General features: G+C 66.0%; 22 protein-coding genes. 17 read left to right on the top strand and 5 right to left on the bottom strand.

The genetic code is table 11. The features are described from left to right. The first annotated feature begins 47 nt into the window (after nucleotides 1-47). Nucleotides 48-944 (top strand): LysR family transcriptional regulator, encoded by an 897-nt coding sequence (locus AWB76_RS07775; RefSeq protein ID WP_061159558.1) that lies wholly within the window; start codon nucleotides 48-50, stop codon nucleotides 942-944. Here AWB76_RS07775 and AWB76_RS38940 read toward each other — a convergent pair. Both AWB76_RS38940 and AWB76_RS07770 read right to left on the bottom strand, forming a co-directional pair. Further along, nucleotides 925-1,056 (bottom strand): DUF993 family protein, encoded by a 132-nt coding sequence (locus AWB76_RS38940; RefSeq protein ID WP_082864379.1) that lies wholly within the window; start codon nucleotides 1,054-1,056, stop codon nucleotides 925-927. The genes AWB76_RS07775 and AWB76_RS38940 overlap by 20 nt on opposite strands. Before the next feature lie 11 nt (nucleotides 1,057-1,067). Then, the gene (locus tag AWB76_RS07770; RefSeq protein WP_061159557.1) at nucleotides 1,068-2,018 is read right to left on the bottom strand and encodes a helix-turn-helix domain-containing protein; all 951 of its coding nucleotides are present in this window, start codon (nucleotides 2,016-2,018) and stop codon (nucleotides 1,068-1,070) included. A 92-nt stretch (nucleotides 2,019-2,110) separates the two neighbouring features. Here AWB76_RS07770 and AWB76_RS07765 point away from each other — a divergent pair, with 92 nt between their 5' ends. From AWB76_RS07765 to AWB76_RS07755, 3 genes are all read left to right on the top strand, one after another. Beyond that, on the top strand, nucleotides 2,111-3,355 hold the full coding sequence (locus tag AWB76_RS07765) for a DUF1479 domain-containing protein (RefSeq protein WP_061159556.1): 1,245 nt from the start codon (nucleotides 2,111-2,113) through the stop codon (nucleotides 3,353-3,355). A 61-nt stretch (nucleotides 3,356-3,416) separates the two neighbouring features. Continuing rightward, nucleotides 3,417-4,664 carry an ABC transporter substrate-binding protein gene (locus tag AWB76_RS07760; protein ID WP_061159555.1) on the top strand — a complete coding sequence of 416 codons (1,248 nt, stop codon included), beginning with the start codon at nucleotides 3,417-3,419 and terminating at the stop codon, nucleotides 4,662-4,664. Nucleotides 4,665-4,689: 25 nt separating this feature from the next. Further along, nucleotides 4,690-5,703 (top strand): aldo/keto reductase, encoded by a 1,014-nt coding sequence (locus tag AWB76_RS07755; RefSeq protein ID WP_061159554.1) that lies wholly within the window; start codon nucleotides 4,690-4,692, stop codon nucleotides 5,701-5,703. A gap of 13 nt (nucleotides 5,704-5,716) precedes the next feature. Here the strand turns inward: AWB76_RS07755 and AWB76_RS07750 are convergent, their stop codons facing one another. Beyond that, the gene (locus AWB76_RS07750; protein ID WP_244173259.1) at nucleotides 5,717-6,310 is read right to left on the bottom strand and encodes a class II aldolase/adducin family protein; all 594 of its coding nucleotides are present in this window, start codon (nucleotides 6,308-6,310) and stop codon (nucleotides 5,717-5,719) included. On the opposite strand from AWB76_RS07750, the gene AWB76_RS07745 reads away from it, so the two are divergent. Then, nucleotides 6,311-6,739, top strand: coding sequence for a DeoR/GlpR family DNA-binding transcription regulator (locus AWB76_RS07745; RefSeq protein ID WP_244173258.1), 429 nt, complete (start codon nucleotides 6,311-6,313; stop codon nucleotides 6,737-6,739). It begins immediately after the preceding gene. 17 nt (nucleotides 6,740-6,756) lie between these two features. Here the strand turns inward: AWB76_RS07745 and AWB76_RS07740 are convergent, their stop codons facing one another. Further along, complete coding sequence (locus AWB76_RS07740; protein WP_244173257.1) at nucleotides 6,757-7,587, bottom strand: anti-sigma factor family protein; 831 nt, start codon at nucleotides 7,585-7,587, stop codon at nucleotides 6,757-6,759. Next, the gene (locus AWB76_RS07735) at nucleotides 7,584-8,117 is read right to left on the bottom strand and encodes an RNA polymerase sigma factor (protein ID WP_061159553.1); all 534 of its coding nucleotides are present in this window, start codon (nucleotides 8,115-8,117) and stop codon (nucleotides 7,584-7,586) included. Before AWB76_RS07735 ends, AWB76_RS07740 begins: the two co-directional genes overlap by 4 nt. 167 nt (nucleotides 8,118-8,284) lie before the next feature. Between AWB76_RS07735 and AWB76_RS07730 the strand changes: the two genes are divergently transcribed. From AWB76_RS07730 to tagH, 12 genes are all read left to right on the top strand, one after another. Further along, nucleotides 8,285-8,518 (top strand): hypothetical protein, encoded by a 234-nt coding sequence (locus AWB76_RS07730; protein ID WP_082864378.1) that lies wholly within the window; start codon nucleotides 8,285-8,287, stop codon nucleotides 8,516-8,518. 152 nt (nucleotides 8,519-8,670) lie between these two features. Next, nucleotides 8,671-9,156 carry an Hcp family type VI secretion system effector gene (locus AWB76_RS07725; protein WP_061159551.1) on the top strand — a complete coding sequence of 162 codons (486 nt, stop codon included), beginning with the start codon at nucleotides 8,671-8,673 and terminating at the stop codon, nucleotides 9,154-9,156. Between the two features lie 44 nt (nucleotides 9,157-9,200). Next, a complete protein-coding gene (tssA, locus tag AWB76_RS07720) occupies nucleotides 9,201-10,256 on the top strand; it encodes a type VI secretion system protein TssA (RefSeq protein ID WP_061159550.1) in 1,056 nt (351 codons plus the stop codon). A gap of 33 nt (nucleotides 10,257-10,289) precedes the next feature. Beyond that, complete coding sequence (gene tssB / locus AWB76_RS07715; RefSeq protein ID WP_061159828.1) at nucleotides 10,290-10,817, top strand: type VI secretion system contractile sheath small subunit; 528 nt, start codon at nucleotides 10,290-10,292, stop codon at nucleotides 10,815-10,817. A gap of 4 nt (nucleotides 10,818-10,821) precedes the next feature. Beyond that, nucleotides 10,822-12,324: a type VI secretion system contractile sheath large subunit gene (tssC, locus tag AWB76_RS07710; RefSeq protein ID WP_061159549.1), complete on the top strand. Its 1,503-nt coding sequence runs from the start codon at nucleotides 10,822-10,824 to the stop codon at nucleotides 12,322-12,324. Between the two features lie 32 nt (nucleotides 12,325-12,356). Continuing rightward, nucleotides 12,357-12,878: a type VI secretion system baseplate subunit TssE gene (tssE, locus tag AWB76_RS07705; RefSeq protein ID WP_061159548.1), complete on the top strand. Its 522-nt coding sequence runs from the start codon at nucleotides 12,357-12,359 to the stop codon at nucleotides 12,876-12,878. Beyond that, entirely contained in the window at nucleotides 12,875-14,770 is a 1,896-nt protein-coding gene (gene tssF / locus AWB76_RS07700) for a type VI secretion system baseplate subunit TssF (RefSeq protein WP_061159547.1), read from the top strand. Before tssE ends, tssF begins: the two co-directional genes overlap by 4 nt. Continuing rightward, nucleotides 14,755-15,801, top strand: a complete 1,047-nt coding sequence (gene tssG, locus AWB76_RS07695; RefSeq protein WP_061159546.1) for a type VI secretion system baseplate subunit TssG — start codon at nucleotides 14,755-14,757, stop codon at nucleotides 15,799-15,801. The genes tssF and tssG overlap by 16 nt, the downstream gene beginning before the upstream one ends. Further along, entirely contained in the window at nucleotides 15,794-18,391 is a 2,598-nt protein-coding gene (gene tssH / locus AWB76_RS07690; protein WP_061159545.1) for a type VI secretion system ATPase TssH, read from the top strand. Before tssG ends, tssH begins: the two co-directional genes overlap by 8 nt. Before the next feature lie 10 nt (nucleotides 18,392-18,401). After that, nucleotides 18,402-18,791: a DUF4280 domain-containing protein gene (locus AWB76_RS07685; protein WP_061159544.1), complete on the top strand. Its 390-nt coding sequence runs from the start codon at nucleotides 18,402-18,404 to the stop codon at nucleotides 18,789-18,791. A gap of 15 nt (nucleotides 18,792-18,806) precedes the next feature. After that, complete coding sequence (locus AWB76_RS07680) at nucleotides 18,807-20,813, top strand: type VI secretion system Vgr family protein (RefSeq protein ID WP_061159543.1); 2,007 nt, start codon at nucleotides 18,807-18,809, stop codon at nucleotides 20,811-20,813. Nucleotides 20,814-20,833: 20 nt separating this feature from the next. Beyond that, on the top strand, nucleotides 20,834-22,168 hold the full coding sequence (gene tagH / locus AWB76_RS07675) for a type VI secretion system-associated FHA domain protein TagH (protein ID WP_082864390.1): 1,335 nt from the start codon (nucleotides 20,834-20,836) through the stop codon (nucleotides 22,166-22,168). The last annotated feature ends 6 nt before the right edge of the window (nucleotides 22,169-22,174 follow it).

Here is a 22,174-nt window from a genome sequence, read left to right as displayed (position 1 = left end):
CTTCTCGGGTATATTGGAAATGAATATAAAGAATTGCAGGCATTGCGATGAATAATACCTTGAGAAGGCTCGATCTCAACTTGCTGCTCACGCTCGACGTGCTACTCGCCGAACAGAACGTCACGCGCGCGGCCGAGCGTCTGCATTTCTCACAGCCTTCCGTGAGCGTGCATCTGGCCAAGCTGCGCGATATCTTCGACGATCCTCTGTTGCTGCCCGGTCCGCGCGGCATGCGTCCGACTGCACGCGCGCAAAGCCTGCGCGAGCCGTTGCGCGAAGCGCTGGCGTCGCTCGAACGCGCGGTGTCGCCAGAAGCCGCGTTCGATCCCGCCACCGCCGACAACACATGGCGCATCGCCGCGACCGACTACAGCGAATCGACCGTGCTGCTGCCCGCGTTGAGCGGCTTGCGTGCGGCCGCGCCGCATACGCGGATCGCGGTGCTGGAGATGTTGCCGCCGCGGCTCGCAAAGCAGGCGGAGAACGGCGAGATCGATCTCGCGTTTCACATCACATCGCCGGAAACCGCCAACTTTCATCAGCAGGTGCTGTTCACGGAAAGCTATGTGCTCGTGGGACGCAAGGATCATCCGCGCTTGAAGCGGCGGCCGACGCTCGCGCAGTTCTGCGCGTTGGAGCATGTGATCGTGTCGCCCGATGGCGGCGGATTCTTCGGCCCGACCGATGACCTGCTCGCGACGTTCGGCATGCAAAGACACGTCGCGCTTTCCGTGCCGCACTTCCTGTTCGTGCGCTCCGTGCTGGCATCGACCGATCTCGTTTCGATGCAGCCGCTCAGGCTCGCGAAGCGCTGGCCGGAGTTGCGCATCGTCGCGCCGCCCGTCGACGTGCCCGGCTACGAAATGTCGATGTACTGGCACGAACGCGTGCATCGCGATCCGGCGCATCGATGGCTGCGTGAGTTCATCGCGCAGGCTGTGTGACTCGCAGTGCGTGCGAGAAGCCGCGATCGTCGTCCGCGACGAGATCGGGATAGTTGAAGTCATCGCCCGTGTACAGCGTCACCGGCGACGGCAGGCTGCGGATTTCGGGCATCGACGTGAACGCTACTGAGCGCCGCGTTGCCGTTTCTGCTGAAGCGATGGCGGCCGTTCGGTCAGACTGGTCGCCGACGCCTCTTCCGCGACGCCCGCCGCCCGGAACCGGCGACGATACTCCGCCGGTGTCGTCTGCTTGGCGGCCTTGAACTGCCGATTGAAATTCGCGACGTTGGCAAACCCCGAGCGCGCAGCGATGACCGACACGGGCAGCGACGTGTCGCCCAGCATCCGGCACGCATGCCCGATGCGCACGCGAGCGATATATCGCCCGACGCTCTCGCCGATATGCTGCATGAAGTAACGCGTCAGCGTGCGTTCCGACAGGCTCGCTGCCGCGCAGAGTTCCGCCATCCGCAGCGGCTCGGCGAAGCGGGCATCGATCATCGAAAGGACACGGTTGATGCGCTCGGGCTCATGACCGGATGGACCCGCGTTCGTCTGATTGAAGGCGCTCGGCGAAGCGAGCGGATGGCCGGGCGCGTCGCCGAGCGTGCAGAGAATGTCGAGCGCCGCGCTCAGACGTTCGCGCGGCACGGTCGAGAGCAACGGCTCCAGACGGCCGCGCATCCATTCCCCGGCGGGCGGCTCGAACGCCAGCCCGCACGCGGCCCGGCGCAGCAGCTTGCGCAGCGGCTCGTACTCGCGGCAGCAATCGGCCATGCGCCGCGCCCATTCGCCGTCGAACCATATGACGATGGCCACTTGCGGCAGGGCAGCATCGATCGAACGGTTCGACGACCACGTATGCGGCAAATCCGGCGGCACGAGGACGAGATCCTCGGCTTGATAGTCGTTGACCGAGTCGCCGATGTAGCGCTTGCCGTGGCTGTTCATCGTCAGCGTCAACTCGTATTCCGGATGGTGATGCCATTCGAACGGAATACGCGGAAGTTGCCGATGGTAAACCCGGACCGAACAGTCCTCGCCGAACTCGACATGCTCGTAGGCTGGTTTCATGGCCGAAAGCGCAAATGAATCGCCTGAATAGTATCACTCTCGATCGCGCGGGCGTCATATGCTTTTCGCACAGAAATTTACAAGGAGCGATCATGGCGCTGCACATCGATGACTTGCCAAGTGCGATCCGGCAGGCGAAAAAGGAGCTGCGCGCTGCGCTGCCGAACTATCGCGAGGTCTTTGCCGAAGTCGAAAAGGCGATCGGCGAGGAAGCGAAGCGCATCGCTGCGCAGCGCGATCGCGGAGAGAACGTCATTCCCGATATCCGCTTTGCCGATATCGCCGAAGGACGCGTGAGCGCGGATGCGATCGCGCTCGTCAAAGCGCGCGGCGCGTGCGTGATTCGCAACGTGTTTCCGCGCGAGCAGGTGCGCCAGTGGGACGACGACATCGCGGATTACGTCGAGCGGAATCGTCTCGACAAGCGCCTCGAAAATCGCGCCGAAGACAAATACTTCGGACAACTGGCATCGAGCAAGCCGCAGATTTACGGCGTGTACTGGTCGAAGCCGCAAGTGCTGGCGCGTCAGTCGGAATCGCTGACCGCGGCGCGCGTTTTCCTCAACAAACTCTGGCGCACCGAAAGCGAAGGACGTGTGCACTTCGATCCGGAACACGTGCCCGTTTATGCCGACCGTCTGCGTCGCCGGCCACCCGGATCGGCGTCGCTCGGTTTGTCGGCGCATTGCGATGGCGGGTCGGTCGAACGCTGGATCGAAAGCAATTTCCGCAAGGTGTATCGCCACGTGTTCTCCGGCAACTGGCGCGAATACGATGCGTTCGACGCCGCTTTCCGCACCGATGTGGAAGAGATCGCATCGCCCGCCGTCTGCTCGATGTTCCGCACGTTCCAGGGCTGGACCGCGTTGACGCCGCAAGGCCCGGGCGACGGCACGCTGCAACTCGTGCCGATCGCCAACTCGATGGTGTACATCCTCTTGCGCGCGCTTCAGGACGATGTCGCCGACGACGACCTGTGCGGCGCCATGCCCGGCCGCGCGCTCTCGATCAGGCAGGAATATCACGCGCCGCTGTTCGAAGCGCTCTCGTCCATTCCGAAGATGGAAGCGGGCGACACCGTGTTCTGGCACAGCGACGTCATCCACGCGGTCGAGGACGAGCACAAGGGATCGGGTTACAGCAACGTGATGTACATCGCCTCCGCGCCCGCCTGCGCGAAGAACGACGCGTATCTGAAGCGTCAGTTGCCGAGCTTCCTGAAAGGCGAAAGCCCGCCCGATTTCCCCGCCGATCACTTCGAAGTCGATTTCACGGGCCGCGCGACCGTCGACGATCTGTCGCCGCTCGGCCGTGCGCAGCTCGGGCTGGACTTGTAGTAGACAGAGGCGCGCGAAAGTCGCGTCCCATCATCCATAAAGAAAAGATTCGGAGACTGCAATGAAACACTCACTGACGTCGGCCGCAGCGGCCGTCGCGATGTTCGTCGCCGGGACGCATGCCGTGCTGGCCGCGGAACAGATGTCGGTCCTGCACTGGTGGACGTCCGGCGGCGAATCGAAAGCCATTCGCGTGCTCAAGGACGACATGGGCAAGCAAGGTTACGAGTGGAAGGATTTCGCCGTCGCGGGCGGATCGGGCACGGCGGCGATGACGGCGCTGAAGACGCAGGTGATCTCGGGCAACGCGCCGTCTGCCGCGCAGATCAAGGGGCCGTTGATTCAGGACTGGGCGGATCAGGGCGTGCTGGTGACGGTCGATCCGTCCGCGACCGACTGGAAGAGCCACATTCCCGCGCAGATCGACAGCGACGTGAAGTCGGGCGGGCATTATGTCGCCGCGCCGTTCTCGGTGCATCGGATCAACTGGCTGTGGATCAATAAAGCGGATCTCGACAAGGTCGGAGGCACGCCGCCCACGACATGGCCGGAGTTCTTCGCGCTCGCCGACAAGTTCCGCGCGGCAGGCATCACGCCCGTCGCGCACGGCGGCCAGCCGTGGCAGGACATGACGATCTGGGAGACGGTCGTGCTGTCGCAGGGCCCGGACTTCTATCGGAAGGCGCTCGTCGATCTCGATCAGAAAACGCTGACGTCGCCGCAGATGGTGCAGGTCTTCGAGACCGTGCAGAAGATCCGGACGTACTTCGACAAGAGCTATCACGGCCGCGACTGGAATCTCGCCACGGCGATGGTGATTTCCGGCTCGGGCGGCATGCAGTTCATGGGCGACTGGGCGAAAGGCGAGTTCGCCAACGCGAACAAGAAGGCGGATGTCGATTTCGTGTGCGCGCCTGCGCCCGGCACGTCGAACGCGTACACGTACACGGCGGATGCATTCGTGTTCTTTCAGCAGAACGGCAAGAAGGACGCGACGCCGGGCCAGATCGCGATGGCGAAAACGATCATGTCGCCCGCGTTCCAGGAGCAGTTCAGTCTCAACAAGGGATCGATTCCCGTCAGGCTCGACGTGCCGATGGACAAGTTCGACAGTTGCGCGAAGAAATCGCGCGCGGACGAGCAGGCAACGATCAAGTCGGGCGGATTCTTTCCTTCGCTGGCCTTCGGTGAGCTTCAGTCTCCGGTGACGGCCGGCGCAATCACCGACGTCGTGACGAATTTCATGAACTCGAACGAGGACGCGAAAGAGGGCGCGCGCAAGCTTGCCGCCGCCGCGAAGGTCAAATAAAGCGTACGCACAACAGGAGATATCGATGGATCCAGTCGCCAAACGCAAATGGCCGCGTTCCGGGCTCGAGACGACGTTGATGGGCTTCGGCGCCGCACCGATCGGCAACATCTTCAGGCCGATTAGCGAAGAGGATTCGGCCGCGCTGATCAAGGCTGCGTGGGACGCAGGCGTGCGCTACTTCGACACCGCGCCGATGTACGGTCACGGATTGAGCGAAGCACGCTGCGGACAGGGCTTGCGATGGTATCCGCGCGATGAGTTCGTGCTGTCGACCAAAGTCGGCCGCCTGCTCAAGCCACGCAAGCGCGGCGAGATCCACTTCGCGCCGTGGGTCGACGGCTTGCCGTTCGATACCGTCTTCGACTATAGCTACGACGGCACGATGCGCTCCATCGAAGACAGTTTGCAGCGTCTCGCGCTGGAGCATATCGATATCGCGCTGATTCACGATATCGACGTCTTCACGCACGGAGCGCGTCAGCCCGAGATGTTCGATGCCGCGATGGCGGGTGCATCGAAAGCGCTGCTGAAACTGCGCGACGAAGGCGTCGTGAAGGCGGTCGGGCTCGGGGTCAACGAATGGCAGGTCGCGCACGAAGCGATCCGCCGGCAGGACTTCGATTGCCTGCTGCTCGCGGGCCGCTACACGCTGCTCGAACAGGACGCGCTCGACGGCTTTCTGCCGCTGTGCGAAAAGCAGCAGGTGTCGGTGATTCTCGGCGGCGGCTACAACAGCGGCATTCTCGCGACCGGCGCAATCCCCGGCGCGAAGTACAACTACGCGCCGGCGCCGGAGGACATTCTGGCGCGCGTGCGCAAGATGGAGCAGGTTTGCGAGGAATACGCAGTCCCGCTCAAAGCCGCGGCCCTGCAATTCGTGCTCGGGCATCCCGCCATCCCGACGAACATTCCGGGCGTGCGCACCGTCGCGCAACTCGACGACAACGTCCGGACCTTCCGCACGGAGATACCGCCGCAGTTCTGGGCGGAACTGAAGCGCCGTGAGCTGATTCGTCAGGACGCACCGACGCCCTGACCGTGCGATGCCGCTACCAGCGCAGGTTGAACGTGCGGCACAACTCGTCGATGGCGGATTGATCGAGCGGAGCGGGGCGCGGCGTCGTCATGAGCCAGAGACGCGCGGTTTCTTCGAGCTCTTCGAGCGCACACGAAGCATGCGAGACGCTGCGCTCCCACACCACCGGCCCGGGCCGCTCGAGTAGCACGGCCCGCACCGACGCCGCGCGCGCCGCGATTTCGGCGGCCACTTGCGGGTCGCCCGGACGGCGATATCGCACGAGCGGCACGTGCCTGACCTTCATCACGTAATACGGCGTGATGGGCGGCAGCACGTCTTCATCGCTCCACACGCCCGCGAGCGTCAGCGCAACGAGCGACGTCGAATGCGTATGCACGATGCCGCGCGTATCGGCATTGTTTTCGTAGATTTGGCGATGCAACTCCAGCGTCTTCGATGGCCGTGCGCCGGACACATGCCGGCCTTGCGCATCGACTTTCGCAATATCGGCGGGATCGAGCCGGCCGAGACAGGCGTCGGTCGGCGTGATGAGCCAGCCGTCGTCGCAGCGCGCGCTGATGTTGCCCGCGCTGCCCAGTTGATGGAATCGTTCAACTGTTCGCACATGACGGTTCGACGCGATATCGCCGCGCTCGAAGAAGCCGGGTTTGTCTATACGGTGCCGGGCGGCGTGCGCATCGCGAGTCATCTGAACAGCGAGCCGAGCCATCAGTCGAAGGCGGTCGTCGAGCAGCCGCAGAAGCAGGCCATCGCGCGGCGCGCCGCCGAAGGTCTGCGCTCCGGAATGTCGATTTATCTCGATGCCGGCACGACCATGCTGTCGTTCGTGCCGCATATCGTCGAGTTGTCGGACATGACGGTCGTCACCAACGACTTCCAGATCGTGCGCGAACTCGCGAGCGCCACGCACGTGAACGTCATCCATATCGGCGGGCAGCTCGATCACAAAAACCTGTCGAGCGTCGGCACGCTGGCGGCGGCGACGGGCATTCGCCAGTCGGGCATCGATCTGGCGCTGGCCGCCGTCGAGTGATGCGGCGCACGCGTGCGTTAGCTGTCGCGTGCTCCGTCCGCGCGGTCGCTGTATAGCGGCGCGGTCTTCCCGCCGGCGATGCTGCTGCCGACCGCCTGCAGATCGATGGAAGGCGATTTGGCAAGCAGCACGTAAGCGAGCCGGTTCGCGCGCCACGTGACCGTCTTCATTTCGCCGGCCTGACCCGAGCGCACGGGCGCGTCGCCTTCGTTTTCCTCGATCACGCACAGCGCGACCGGATCGCCGCGCTCCGGCAGATACACCATCTGGATGAGCGGGCGGTCATGGTAGTTCAGGCGCTGCACGCGCTTGAACTTGAGCCCGACCTGACGCAGATCCGGAACCGCGATCGGCATGCCGTCGCGCTGATGGATATCGGCCAGAACCTGCTCCGTGCTGGCCTTGTCTTCCCGCAGATTGGCGACCGTGTCGCGTCCGTAGAGCACCTGATAGTCCGCCACGCTCTGCACCCACGGATCGGCGCCGCGCTTCAACGGATTGAAGCCGCCGAGATAGCCGGTGAGCACGCCCGAGCAGATCGCGCCCGCGACGAAGGCCGCGGCCGCCCATTGCATCGGAAAACGGCGTGAGCCGCGCGACGCCTTGCGCTCCTGCGTCGTGCTGACGCTCACCAGTTCCTCGATGCGGCGCGTGAGGCTTTCCGGCACGGGCGGCACCGTTTGCCGGTCGTACGCGGCGCGATACGGCAGCACCGACGCCTGCAGCGCCGCTGCGCGCGCCGCCAGTTCGTCGGAGTGGGCGATTGCCGCTTCGATTTCCGCGCGCTGTTCCGGCGAAACCTCGCCGTCGACGTACGACATCAGCAGCGAATCATCGACATTCATCATAAGGATTCCCCTTTCCTAACTGCCGCCGGCGCCTGCACGCTGAATTTTTGACCGATCGTCAGCCGCGCCCGCGACAGCCGGCTCATGACCGTGCCGATCGGCACGTCGAGCACTTCGGCCGCCTCGCGATAGCTCAGGCCCTCAATCGCCACCAGCACCATCACGACGCGCTGCGCTTCGGGCAGCGCCTCGACCGCGTCGATCACCTGGCGATGCAGCATATCCAGTTCCGGATTGCGCGCCGACGGATCGGCGAACGATTCGATCTCCTCGTCCTGCCAGTCCATGCTGCCGCGGCTGCGAATCGAACGGGCGCGCAGTTCGTTCATCCAGGTCGAATGCACGATCGAAAAGAGCCAGCTCAACGTCGACGTCCCCGGCTGCAACTGACTGCGCCGCTCCAGCGCCCGCACGCAGGCGCGCTGCACCAGATCCTCGGCGTCGTGCTGATTCTGCGTCAGCCTCAAAGCGAACCGCCATAGCCGCGGCAACAGCGTCGGCAGGACGGTCGGCAGATCGTCGTCGTTCATCGGGGCAGCTCCTGTGATGGGCGCGCTCATGATTGACAACACTCCAGACGCCGATCTATTCCGGAAATTTTTCGATTTTTTTGCGGAATAAGCGGACGGGGGCGACTGTTTTCGGGTCACGGATCGCGCAACGGCGCGCACTCGAACCACCGAATAGGAGACAGATCATGGAGACCCTCCTCGACCGGGCCCGGCAGGCAGGCATGGCGGTCATGCTGGACGCGTGCATCGGACGCGAACGTTTTCATAGCATAGCCGGTTCGACGGCAACGCTCGAACGATTTGCGCAGCTTTGCGAAGCGCCGGCGGTGAGCCGCGACACGCTTGAAAGCTGGGCGGCGCTGTGCGAGCGCGGCGACGTGACAGCCGTGGCGGTGGCGATCCGCCGTGCGCTCGCCTGAATGAGTGGCGTTTCGAACGCGCGGAAGCATCGATATAGATTAGGCATCCGAATCAATGCGGGCTGAATCAAGCTCGCGAACCAAGCTTCGCGATCCAATGGCGACGCGAATTTTGCCTGTGCCGCAAGGCGCATTTTTCTCTGGAGACTGACATGGCTGTGGATATGTTTCTCAAGCTGGGCGATATCAAGGGTGAATCTCTGGCGGTGGGTCACACCGAAGAGATCGAAGTGTTGAGCTGGTCGTGGGGGTGCGCGCAGACGGGCACCACGCACACCGGCACGGGCGGCGGCACCGGAACCGCGGCGGTGCAGGACCTCACGATCAGCAAGTATGTCGATAAAAGCTCGCCGACCATCGTGCAGTCGTGCTGCCAGGGCGTGCACATGCCCGAGGCCGTGCTCACGCTGCGCAAGGCGGGCGGCACCGATCCGGTCGAGTATCTGAAGATCACGCTCAAGGAAGTGCTCATCAGCAGCCATTCGGTGGGCTCGGGCGGCGGGGATCAGGTTGCCGAGAGCGTCACGCTCAACTTCGCGCAATTCAACATGGAGTATCAGCCGCAGGACAACACCGGCGCGAAGAAGGGCGGCGTGGTGACGGGCAAGTGGAACATCCCGAAGAACAAGTCGGAATGAGCCGTCGCTTGACAGACTAACCCACGCCTCTTACGGACCTCACCATGAATCGCGCAGATATCGCAGCCTGGCTCGCCGACCTCACGCCGGATCTTCCGTGCGGCGAGGACGAAGAGTACAGCGCCGATTTCCGGTCGCTGGAAGAGGCGCTCGCCGGCAAGCCCGACGCCCAGTACGGCGGCACCGTGATCGCCGCCACGCCGCCCGACTGGACGCTCGCCCACGCACTCTCGATGACCCTGCTCGAACGCACGCGCGATCTGCGCGTCGCGGTGCACTACACGCGTTCGAGCACGGTTCGCGAGGGTTTCATCGGACTGGCGCGCGGCCTTGCGCTGATCGAAGGGCTGCTCGATCGGCACTGGGGCGGCGTGCATCCGCAGCTCGATCCCAGCGATGGCGACGATCCGACCGCGCGGGTCAACGCGCTGTCGGCGCTCGTCGACGATGCGGGACTCGCCGGCGATCTGCGCGACGTGCCCTTCGTCGCGCCGCGCGGCCAGCGTGGTTTCGCGCTGCGCGAGCTCGATGTGATGTCGGGCGAAGCGCCGCTTGCCGAAGGCGACGAGATGCCGACGCTCGCCGCCATCGATGCAGCGTTCGCGCAAGCCGGTATCGACGAAGCGCGGGCGATGGGCGCGGCGCTCTCATCGGCGCGGGCGTCGCTCGCGAACATCGAGAGCACGCTGACGGCTCGGGTGGGGCCGTCGCGCGCGCTCGATTTCGGGCCGCTCGCCCGGCCGCTCGGACGCATCGGGGAGTTCGTCGCGGCGCGGGTCGACGTGCTGGATCCGGATACGGGGAGAAGGGGAAGTGCGACGGAGACCAGCAGCAGTGAAGAGGGCGCGGGCTCCGGTCCGGCGGCGCAGCACGCCGCCGTGGCCGGACCCGCCACGCCCCGGCGCATCGCGAGCGCACGCGACGTAAGCGACGCGCTCGACGCGATCTGCGCGTACTACGCCGAATGCGAGCCGTCGAGCCCGTTGCCGGTATTGCTGCAACGCGCGCGCAGGTTGGTCGGCAAGAGCTTCATCGAAATCATCGAGGACGTCGCGCCGGATGGCGCACATCAATTCAGGCATCTGGGCGGCGTCGTCTGACCGGTCCCGGACACAAGCACAGGAGTGGACATCGTGGCAAAAGAAAGCAGTCAGAAATTCATCGCGCGCAATCGTGCGCCGCGCGTGCAGATCGAATACGACGTCGAGGTTTATGGCTCGGAAAAGAAGGTCAACTTGCCCTTCGTGATGGGCGTGCTCGCGGATTTGTCGGGCCAGCCCGCCGAGCCGCTCGCGCCCGCCACCGAGCGCAAGTTTCTGGAGATCGACGTCGACAACTTCGACGAACGCCTCAAGTCGATGAAACCGCGCGTCGCGGTGCAAGTGCCGAACACGCTGACGGGCGACGGCAATGTCGCGGTCGATCTGACCTTCGAGAGCATGGACGACTTCACGCCCGCCGCGATCGCCCGCAAGGTCGAGCCGCTGCGGCAACTGCTCGAAGCGCGCACGCAACTGGCGAACCTGCTGACTTACATGGACGGCAAGACCGGCGCCGAAGCGCTGATCGCCCGGCTGCTGGAAGAGCCCGCGTTGATGAAGGCGCTCGCCGCCCAGCCGCGCGCAAAGGACGACGCCGACAAACCCGTGACCGGAGCATGACGCGATGAACGATCTCAGCATCCAGCAACAGCGCAGCCCTGCCGTCATCGACGCGGCGCCCGAACTCGACGACTTCTCCACGCTCTTGCAAAAGGAATTCAAGCCGAAGTCCGAGCGTGCCCGCGACGCTGTGGAGAACGCGGTGCGCACGCTCGCCGAGCAGGCCTTGCGCGACACCGGCGTGATTTCCGGCGATGTCCTCGCGACTATCGAAGCGCTCATCGCGCAGATCGATCGGACGCTCACCGGGCAGATCAACCTGATCCTGCACAGCGAACCGTTCCAGAAAGTCGAGAGCGCATGGCGCGGCCTGCATTACCTCGTGAACAACACGGAAACCGACGAGTCGCTCAAGATCCGCGTGCTGAACATCTCGAAACCGGAACTGCACAAGACGCTGAAGAAGTATCGCGGCGTCGCGTGGGATCAGAGCCCGCTTTTCAAGAAGCTCTACGAGGAAGAGTACGGCCAGTTCGGCGGCGAGCCTTACGGCGCGCTGGTCGCGGATTACTACTTCGATCACAGCGGCCCGGATGTGGACCTGCTCACGCAGATCGCGAAGATCGCGGCGGCGGCGCATGCGCCGTTCATCGCGGGCGCGGACCCGGCGGCGCTCTTGATGGAATCGTGGCAGGAACTCGCCAATCCGCGCGATCTGACCAAGATCTTCCAGACGCCCGAGCACGCCGCGTGGCGCTCGCTGCGCGATTCGGAGGACTCGCGCTATATCGGCCTTGCGATGCCGCGCTTTCTCGCGCGCGCACCCTACGGCGCGAAGTCCGATCCGGTCGAGGCGTTCGACTTCGAGGAGGACACGGCGGGCGCGAACAGCAGCAAGTACGCGTGGGCGAACGCATCGTATGCGATGGCGACGAACATCACGCGCTCGTTCAAGACATTTGGCTGGTGCTCGCGCATTCGCGGCGTCGAGTCGGGCGGCGCGGTCGAAGGATTGCCGGTGCATGCGTTCCCGACGGACGACGGCGGCGTCGACATGAAGTGCCCGACCGAGATCGCGATCAGCGACCGGCGCGAGGCCGAGCTTGCGAAAAACGGCTTCATGCCGCTCGTGCACAAGAAGAACTCGGACTTCGCGGCATTCATCGGCGCGCAATCGCTGCACAAGCCGGCCGAATACGAAGACCCCGACGCCACCGCCAACGCGAATCTCGCCGCGCGCCTGCCGTATCTGTTCGCGTGCTGCCGCTTTGCGCATTACCTGAAGTGCATCGTGCGCGACAAGCTCGGCTCGTTCAAGGAACGTGACGACATGGAGCGCTGGCTGCAGAACTGGATTCTTCAATACGTCGATGGCGATCCCACGCACTCTTCCGACGACACCAAGGCGCGCAAGCCGCTCGCCGATGCGCAGGTCATCGTGGAGGAAGTGGCGGGCAATCCGGGCTATTACACGTCGAAGTTCTTCCTGCGTCCGCATTACCAGCTCGAAGGTCTGACGGTGTCGCTGCGGCTCGTGTCGAAGCTGCCGACGGCCAAGGCCGCGTGACCCTCGACCCTTCCGTGCACAAAGGAACCGCCATGTCCGAACCTTCCGCCCGCGACCGCTTGCAGCCTTCGTTGCTGGACCGCCTGACCGATTTCGAGCCGCACGCGCGCCATGAATCCCGCGAGCGTCGCGTGATCTCGGCGCGCGCGCTGCGCGACAGCGTGCAACGCGATATCGGCTGGCTGCTCAACGCGAGCGGTCTCGGGAATGGAACGGACGTGGCGAACCTGCCGCATGTCGCGACGTCGGTGCTCAACTACGGCCTGCCCGATCTCGCGGGCCGCGACGTCGCCGCGCTCGCGTCGGGCGCGCTGGAGCGCATGATCCGCGATGCGCTGTGGGCGTTCGAGCCGCGTCTCGCGCGCGAATCGGTGCGCGTGACGGCGATCGACGACGCGAAGCGCACGCGAGGAAGCCACGTGATCCGCTTCGAGATCGAGGCGGACATGTGGTCGCAGCCGTATCCCGAGCGGCTGTTCCTGCGCACGGAACTCGATCTCGAAGCAGGCGAAGTGCGCGTCTGCGATGCGTTGGCCGTGGAGCAACAGGCATGAATCCCGCGTTCCTCCGGTACTACAGCCAGGAGCTTCAGCACGTCCGCGAGATGGGCGGCGAATTCGCCGCCGCGTTTCCGAAGATCGCCGGACGGCTCGCGCTCGATGGCGTCGAGTGCGCGGACCCGTATGTCGAGCGTCTGCTGGAAGGCTTCAGCTTTCTCGCCGCGCGCGTGCAGATGAAGCTCGACGCCGAGTTTCCGCGCTTCACGCAGCATTTGCTGGAGCTGGCGTATCCGCACTATCTCGCGCCGACGCCGTCGATGACGGTCGTGCAGTTGCAAGCCGATCACGCGAACCCGCAACTCGCATCGAGCGCCGATGGCATCGTCGTGCCGCGTCATACCGCGCTGCGCGGCATGCTCGACAAGTCCGCGTCGACACGCTGCGAATTCCGCACGGCGCACGCGGTCACGTTGTGGCCCATCGAGATCGCGCAGGCGAAGTTCTTCACGCATGCCGGGGCGTTGAACGCGTCGTCGGCGATGCTGCCCGCGAGCGTCAAGGCGGGATTGCGCCTGCGGTTGCGCGCGACCGGCTCGCTCGGCTTCGACCGCCTTTCGCTCGACCGCCTCGCGCTCTATCTGCGCGGCCCGGACGGCTTGCCGTCGAAGCTGCACGAACGCCTGCTCGCGCATTGCGTGGGCGTCGCGGTGATGCAGCCGGGCAATGGCGCGAGCGCGGCAACGACCGTCGCCGTGTTGCCCAAAACCGCGCTGCGGCCGCTCGGTTTCGCCGAAGACGAGGCGCTGCTGCCGGTCGGCCGCCAGTCGTTCGATGGCTATCGGCTGCTGCAGGAGTATTTCGCGTTCGCGCCGCGCTTCATGTTCGTCGAGCTGAATGGATTGCGCGACGCGCTGCGTCATTGCCGCGGGCGGGACGCGGAGATCGTGATCCTGCTCGATCAGGCGGATGCGTCGCTCGAACGCAGCGTCGATGCCTCGAACTTCGCGCTCGACTGCACGCCCGCCATCAACCTGTTTCGCCGGCGCACCGATCGCGTCGCGTTGTCGGAGACGGAGTTCGAATATCACGTCGTCGTCGACCGCACGCGTCCGATGGACTACGAAATCCATCAGATCGACGAAGTCACCGGCTACGGCGCGGGCGCGGATGCGCAGAAGCAGTATCGGCCGTTCCATTGCGCGAAGGATCTCGACATGCCGGGCGAGGGCGGCGCGTTCTATCAACTGCGGCGCGAGTCGCGGCGCGCGTCGGTGCGGCAGCAGCAGAACGGCGCGCGCAGCAGCTATCTCGGCAGCGAAGCCTTCATCGCGCTGGTCGATGCAGCGAGCGCGCCCGAAAGCGGCGACGTGCGTCAGCTTGGCATCAGTGCGTGGTGCACGAACCGCGATCTGCCGCTGTCGATGCCGGTCGGCGCGGGATCGACCGACTTCACGCTCGACGCCGAAGCGCCAGTCACGGCCGTGCGCTGCGTCGCGGGCCCGAGCCGGCCGCTGCCGTCGTTCGCGGAAGGACCGGCGGCGTGGCGGCTGCTCGATCATCTTTCGCTGAACTACGCGTCGCTCGTCGATACCAACGAGCAGGAAGGCGCCCGCGCGCTGCGCGAGATGCTCGCGCTCTACTGCCCCGCGGACGATGCCGCCGCGCATCGTCAGGTCGACGGGCTGCGCTCGGTGACGTGCGCGCCGGTCGTGCGGCGGCTGCCGTCGCCGGGACCGATCGTCTACGGACGCGGCCTCGCGATCACGCTGCACTTCGACGACGCCGCGTTCGAAGGCGCGAGCGCGTTTCTGCTCGGCGCGGTGCTCGCGCAGTTCTTCGCGCAGTATGTGTCGATCAATTCGTTCACCGAGACGCAGGTCGCGACGCTCGCGCGCGGTCCGGTGATGCACTGGCCTGCGAGGACCGGACGATGCGCGACGCTCTGACCATCGACGGCGTGCTCGCCCGGGACGCCCGCCGCTTCGACTTCTTTCAGGCCCTGCGGCTGATCGAGCAGGCGCATGAGGAACGTCCGCGCCTCGGCCGGTCGCTCTCCGCGCGCGACGACGCCGTGCGGCTCTCGCAAGACCCGGAGCTGATCTTTCATCCGACGACGCTCGGCGACTACGTGCCCGGCGAGGACGGCAAACCCGGCCGGCTCGCGGTGAATTTTCTCGGCCTGCTCGGACCGAACGGCCCGCTGCCGACGCATCTGACCGCCTACGTGCGCGAGCGGCTGCGCAACGCGAACGATCCGACGCTCGCGCGCTTTCTCGACGTGTTCCATCACCGGATGCTGTCGATGTTCTATCGCGCGTGGGCGGATGCGCAGCCGGTCGTGAGCGCCGACCGTCCGCGCGACGATCGTTTCGCGGATTACGTCGGCAGTCTGTTCGGTCTGGGCGCGCCCGCGCTCGCCGATCGCGACGCGGTGCCCGATGCCGCCAAGCGCCACTTCGCGGGCGTGCTCGCCGCGCCGACGCGCCATGCCGATGGACTGCGGCTGATTCTCGCGCGCTTTTTCGGCGTGAACGTGTCGATCGAGCCGTGGCGCGGCCACTGGATCACGCTGCCGGACGACGCGCGCACCTGTCTCGGCGGCGCGCGGCTCGGGGTATCGACGGTCGTCGGCACGCGGGTCTGGGATTGCCAGCACAAGTTTCGAATCGTGATCGGGCCGCTCGCCTATGTCGATTTCGCGCGCTTTCTGCCGGGCGGCGCGAGCCTCGCGAAGCTCGCCGGCTGGGTCCGCAACTACGTGCGCGATCCGCTCGACTGGGATGTGGCGCTGCATCTGAAGCGCGAGGACGTGCCGCCGCTGCGTCTGCAAGGCAATACGAAGAACGGCGCGCGTCTGGGCTGGAACACCTGGCTCACGAGCGGCGCGCCGGTCCATGACAACCATCGGGTCGTGATCGCCGGGCAGGCGCAAACGAGCCAGAAGCCAACTCAAAGCAAGGAGACGTCTCATGACTGAAATCAGCCGCATGGCCTTGTTCGGCAAGCTCGACCCGCTTGCCTATCGTGCGATCGAAAACGGCGCCGCGTTCTGCAAGCTGCGCGGCAATCCGTATGTCGAACTGGCGCACTGGGTGCATCAGATCCTGCTCGCGGCGGATTCGGATTTGCGTCGTCTCGTGCGGCATTTCGAGCTGGACGAGACCGCGCTCGAACGCGATCTGACCGCCGCGCTCGATCGCCTGCCGCGCGGCGCGACATCCGTTTCCGATATCTCCGCGCAAGTCGATGAAGCCGTCGAGCGCGGCTGGGTCTTCGGTTCGCTGATGTTCAACGCGGCAAAGGTGCGCACCGGTCATCTCGTGATCGGCATGTTGCGCACGCCGAATCTGCGCAATGCGCTGTATGCGCTGTCCCGCCAGTTCGAGAAGATCAGTTTCGATGCGCTGTCCGCCCGCTTCGACGCGCTGCTCGACGGCTCGCCGGAAGCGCAGACTGCGCCCGCCGCGGAACCCGCCGCCGCGCCGCTCGCGCAAAACGATGCGCTCGCGCGCTACACCGTCGATCTGACCGCCGAGGCGCGCGAAGGCAAGCTCGATCCGATCGTCGGACGCGACATGGAGATTCGCCAGGTTGTCGACATTCTCATGCGGCGCAGGCAGAACAATCCGATCCTCACGGGCGAGGCGGGCGTCGGCAAGACGGCGGTGGTGGAAGGCATCGCGCAACGCGTCGTTGCCGGCGACGTGCCGCCCGCCTTGCGCGATGCCGTCGTGCGCACGCTCGATGTCGGTCTGCTGCAAGCGGGCGCGAGCGTGAAGGGCGAGTTCGAGAACCGGTTGAAGCAGGTGATCGAAGCGGTGCAGGCGTCGGAGAAGCCGGTGATTCTGTTCATCGACGAGGCGCATACGCTCGTCGGCGCGGGCGGCGCGGCGGGCACGGGCGACGCCGCCAATCTGCTCAAGCCCGCGCTCGCACGCGGCACGCTGCGCACCATCGCCGCGACGACGTGGGTCGAATACAAGAAGCATATCGAGAAAGACCCGGCGCTCACGCGGCGCTTTCAGGTGGTCAAGGTGCCCGAGCCGACGGAAGCGGGCGCGATCGCGATGATGCGCGGCCTCGTGCGCAAGATGGAGCGGCATCACGGCGTGCAGGTGCTCGACGAGGCGCTGGAGGCGGCGGTGAAGCTGTCGCATCGCTTCATTCCCGCGCGCCAGTTGCCCGACAAGGCCGTGAGCCTGCTCGATACCGCCTGCGCGCGCGTCGCGGTGAGCCAGCAGGCGCTGCCGCCCGCCATCGACGATGCGAAGCGCCGCATCGAGACGTGGACGACGGAAAGCGAGATCGTGGCGCGCGAAGCCGCGCTCGGCATCGACACGCAGGCACGCGCCGCCGATGTCGCCGCCCGGCTCGACGCCGAACGCGCGCGCCTCGCCGATCTCACCGCGCGCTGGGACGCGGAGCGCGCGCTCGTCGGGCGGATTCTCGCGGCGCGGCGGGTGATCGAAGAAGGCGGCGAGTCCGTCGCGCTGTCCGACCTCAAAGCGCTGACCGATGAACTCGCCCAACGCCAGGGCGAAGCGCCGCTGATCCTGCCGGGCGTGGATGCGCACGCGGTGGCGTCGGTGGTGCAGGACTGGACCGGCATTCCCGTCGGCCGCATGGTGCGCGACGAAGCCGCCAGCGTGCTCGATCTGGCCGCGACGCTGAATCGGCGCATCGTCGGACAGGATCACGCGATGCACATGATCGCGCGCCGCGTGCAGACCGCGCGCGCCGGTCTCGACGATCCGTGCAAGCCGGTCGGCGTGTTCATGCTGGCGGGCACGTCGGGCGTCGGCAAGACCGAAACCGCGCTCGCGCTTGCCGAGGCGCTGTACGGCGGCGAGGACAACGTCGTCACCGTGAACATGAGCGAGTACCAGGAAGCGCACACCGTGTCGCTGCTGAAAGGCGCGCCGCCGGGATACGTCGGTTACGGCGAGGGCGGCGTGCTGACCGAGGCGGTGCGTCGACGCCCGTACAGCGTCGTGCTGCTCGACGAATTCGAGAAGGCGCATCCGGACGTGCACAAACTCTTCTTCCAGGTCTTCGACAAAGGCCGCATGGAAGACGGCGAAGGCCGCGAGATCGACTTCAGCAACACGCTGATTTTGCTCACGACGAACGTCGGCACCGAACTCATCACGCAGATGTGCGGCGGCGGGCATGAAGCGCCTTCGCCGGAAGACATCGCGCGGGCGTTGCGCGAGCCGCTGCTCGATGCGTTTCCGCCAGCGCTGCTCGGGCGCGTCGCGGTGATTCCGTATTACCCGCTCGACGAAGCGATGCTCGATGCCGTCATCCGCCTGCAACTCGCGCGCATCGGGCGGCGTATCGGCGAGCGGCATCGCGTGAGCTTCGTGTATGACGACGCCGTGGTCGCCCAGATCGCGCGACGCTGCACGGAACGCGCGAGCGGCGGCCGCATGATCGACGCGATTCTCACCAACACTGTGTTGCCGCGCGTGAGCACGGAATTCCTGAGCCGTCTCGTCGATGGCCGCAGCGTCGAAAAAGTCGAAGTCGGCATATGCGACGGCGACTTCACCTATTCGTTCGATTGAGGAGCCCGCCATGCCACAACAAGTCGTCATGGGCGCGATGTTGCAATGCTCGTTCGGCATGACGCCGTCCGCGCTCGTCGTGCTGCCCGTCAACCGCGTGCGCTGCGAAGGGTCGATCGCCGCGAACATCATGGATCACGAGCCGCTCGTGAACATCATGCCGTTCGGCATGTGCACGTCGGAGGCGAATCCGGAAGTCGCCGCGGCCACCGCCGCCGCGCTCGGCACGCCAAGGCCGATGCCCTGCGTGCCCGCGACGCTCACGCCGTGGGTGCCCGGCGCGGTCACGGTGCTGCTCGGCAACCAGCCGTCGCTCGACAACGTCTCCAAGTGCCTCTGCAACTGGGGCGGCGTGGTGACAATCGCCGATCCGGCGACCTGCGAAACGCAGATTCCCTGAACGACGAGGCCGCCGATGATGCTCACCGACACCGCCCGCATCGCGCAGACGACCTGCGCGCTCGGCAAGAACGCGCTCGTGCTGTATCGCATGCGCGGACGCGAGGAACTGGGACGCCTCGCGCAATGGGATCTCGAACTGCTCGCGGACCGTTCGAATCTCGACATCGCGACGATGCTCGGCAGCGACTTCTCGCTGTCGCTGGCCATTCCTCCGGGCGGCACGCGCGAGTACAACGGCATCGTCACCGCGTTCGAACTGGCGCGGCCCGCGAGCACGCAGCCCAATCTCCCGGCGATGTATCGCGCGACCGTGCGCCCGCGTTTGTGGCTGCTCACGCGCGCGTCGCACTGCCGGTTCTTTCATCGGATGACCGTGCCCGCGATCATCGGTCAGGTGCTCGCGGACTATCACATCGACTTCGAGAACAAGTGCTCGGCGACGTATCCGAGTCTCGAACATTGCGCGCAGTATCGCGAGACGGATTTCGATTTCGTCAGCCGCCTCGCCGAGCGTGAAGGCATTTACTACTACGTCGAGCATCGGGGCGGGAAACATCGGCTGATTCTCACGGATTCGTCGCAGGTGCATGGCGCGACGCCGCATTGCAACGCGCTGCCGTTTCGCGCGCAGACCGGCGCGCCGCACGAGCACGAATGGGTCTACGCATGGTCGGCGGGCGGCGAAGTGGCGACGGGCATCGTCGAGATCAACGACTACGACTTCGAGAAGCCGTCGCAGTCGGCGCAGCAGGGTCTCGTCGCGCGTGCGCATCGCGTGAAGCGTTTCGATGAAGCCGTCTACGCGATGCAGGAGCACGCGCCCGGCTACACGCGCCACGAAGACGCCGAGCGTCTTGCGCGCGCGCATGTCGAGGCGCATCAGACGGCCAATGTCTTCGTGAGCGCGCGCACGACCGCGCGCGCCATCTGGCCCGGCGGGACCGTGCAGTTGAGCGATCATCCGCTCGCGCAGCAAAACGGCGAATATCTCGTCGTGTCGGCTGAATATGAAATCAATTCGGATGACTACCTTTCTAATTTAGACGTACGCAACCGTGCGCCCGTGTTCGATTGCGCGTTCACGGCGCTGCCGCGCGACGCAGGATTTCGCGCCGCGCGCAGCACGCCGCGTGCATGCGTCGCGGGGCCGCAGACGGCGGTCGTTGTCGGACCCAAAGGCGAAGAGATTCATACCGACAAATACGGCCGCATCAAGGTGCAGTTCCATTGGGAGCAGCTCGAACCGGAGGCATCGCGCGAATCGTTGCAGCGCTGCTGGGTGCGCGTCGCGCAGCCGTGGGCCGGCAAGGGCTATGGCGCGTTCTTTCTGCCGCGCATCGGACAGGAAGTGCTGGTGCATTTCATCGAAGGCGATCCGGATCAGCCGCTCGTGATCGGCAGCGTGTACAACGCCGCGCAGACGACGCCCGACGAACTGCCCGCCAACATGGCGCGCACCACGCTCAAGAGCAATTCGACGAAAGGCGGCAACGGCTTCAACGAAATGCGCTTCGACGATACGAAGAATGCCGAGCAGGTGTTCTTTCACGCCGAGCGCGATCTGGAGACGTGGGTCAAGCACGACGCGCTCACGCGCATCGGCAACGAGCGGCATGTGATCGTCGAGCAGGACGATTTCGCGCGCTGCGGCGGAAATCGCAGCGATGCCGTGCAGGGCGACGCGCGCACGCACGTAGGCGGTAAGTTTTCCCTCGATGTCGGCGGCGATACACAACACAAAAGCGGGGCGAATATTTTGGTGGGGGCGGGTGTTAACGTCGATGTGAAGGGCGGGGCCAACGTCACCATCGAGGCGGGCGTGACGCTCACGCTCAAGGCGGGCGGCAACACCATCGTGCTCGGGCCGTCCGGTATCGCGATCAGCGCGGCCGGACCGGTGTCGATCGACGGCGTGGTCGTGCAGATCAACTGCGGCGGCGGGGGCGGCGGAGCGGGCGCGGCGAGCGCATCGCCCGACGCACCCGCCGCGCCCCGCCAGGCCGACGATGGTTCCCGATGAACGGACACGAAGGAGACGCCATGTATCTCACGCTCACGGTGGAGAGCTATCAGGGCAGCGCGCCCGATACGCCGCTCGCGTGCCGCTTCGGCGCGGCGGGCGGGACCATCGGGCGCGGCCCCGGCAACGTGCTGGTGCTGCCGGATGCGGCGAAGACCGTGTCGCGCGTGCATGCGCGGATCGACTGGACGGAGAACGGCTGGCGGCTCGCCGATCTCGGCAGCAATCCGAGCCGGGTCAATGGCCGGCCGCTCGCGGGCGGCCAGCCCGCGCCGCTCGCCGATGGCGACGTGCTGGAGATCGGCGGCTACCGGCTCGGCGTGCGGACGATGGCGCGCGCGCCCGCCGAAGCCTTCGATGCGCCGCTCGGCGTGCATGACCGTCGCGGTTTCGATCCGCTGGACGTGGAGATCGAAGAACCCGCGACGGCAGCGTTCGCGCACGATCCGCTCGCGTTCGCCGCCGTGCTGGCGGATTCGCCGCTGCCGGGGCCGCGCTTCGATCCGCTCGCCGCGGCGCTCGGCGACGTGCATGACGCACCGCATCGGCTCGACGGCCACGCGGCGTTCGCCGGATCGCAGAGCGATCACGTGCCGCCCGAGCAGATCGCCTACGTGCCGCCGCCGCCCGTCCGTGCGACGCCGCATGCGCCGGCGGGCGGCATTCCGCACGACTACGATCCCCTCGGCGATATCGCGCTCGCGCCTTGCACGACGGTCCCCGCCGCGAACGACGCCATCGCCGAATCGGCCTACGCGGCGCTGCTCGAGGGCATGCGCGTCGATGCCGCCGCGCTCGGCCCGCGCGATGCCGCCGAGGTCGCGCGTCTCGCGGGCGCGATGCTGCGCACGGCGGTGCGCGGCGTGGTGGACGTACTGCTGTCGCGCTCGGTGATGAAGCGCGAAATCAGCCTCGACACGACGATGCTGGTCCAGCGCGACAACAACCCGCTCAAGTTCTTCCCCGACGGCGACGGCGCGCTCGCGCAAATGCTGCGCGGCGCGAGCGCCGGCTATCTGCCCGCGCAGACCGCGCTCGAAGGCGCTTTCGACGATATCCGCCGTCACGAGCTCGCGGTTCTGGCGGGCACGCGCGCGGCGATGCAGCATCTGCTCGGCCGTTTCGATCCGCAGACGATCGCGGCGGCCGACACCCAACGCGGCTGGTTCGACTGGCTGCCCGCGCGCCGCAAGGCGCGCCGGTGGGAGCGACTCGTCGCGCTGCACGCCGAACTGACGCGCGCGAGCGCCGACGATCTCCAGGCGCTGTGCGGCAACGCGTTCAACGACGCATACGAGCGGCAGGCGAACAGTTTCGCCGATACGAAGCCGCTCGCTCCTTCCATCCCTCTTTGAAACCGG

This window comes from Caballeronia temeraria (genome assembly GCF_001544795.2).
Taxonomy (GTDB): domain Bacteria; phylum Pseudomonadota; class Gammaproteobacteria; order Burkholderiales; family Burkholderiaceae; genus Caballeronia; species Caballeronia temeraria.
This window is presented reverse-complemented; position numbering and strand designations above follow the sequence as displayed.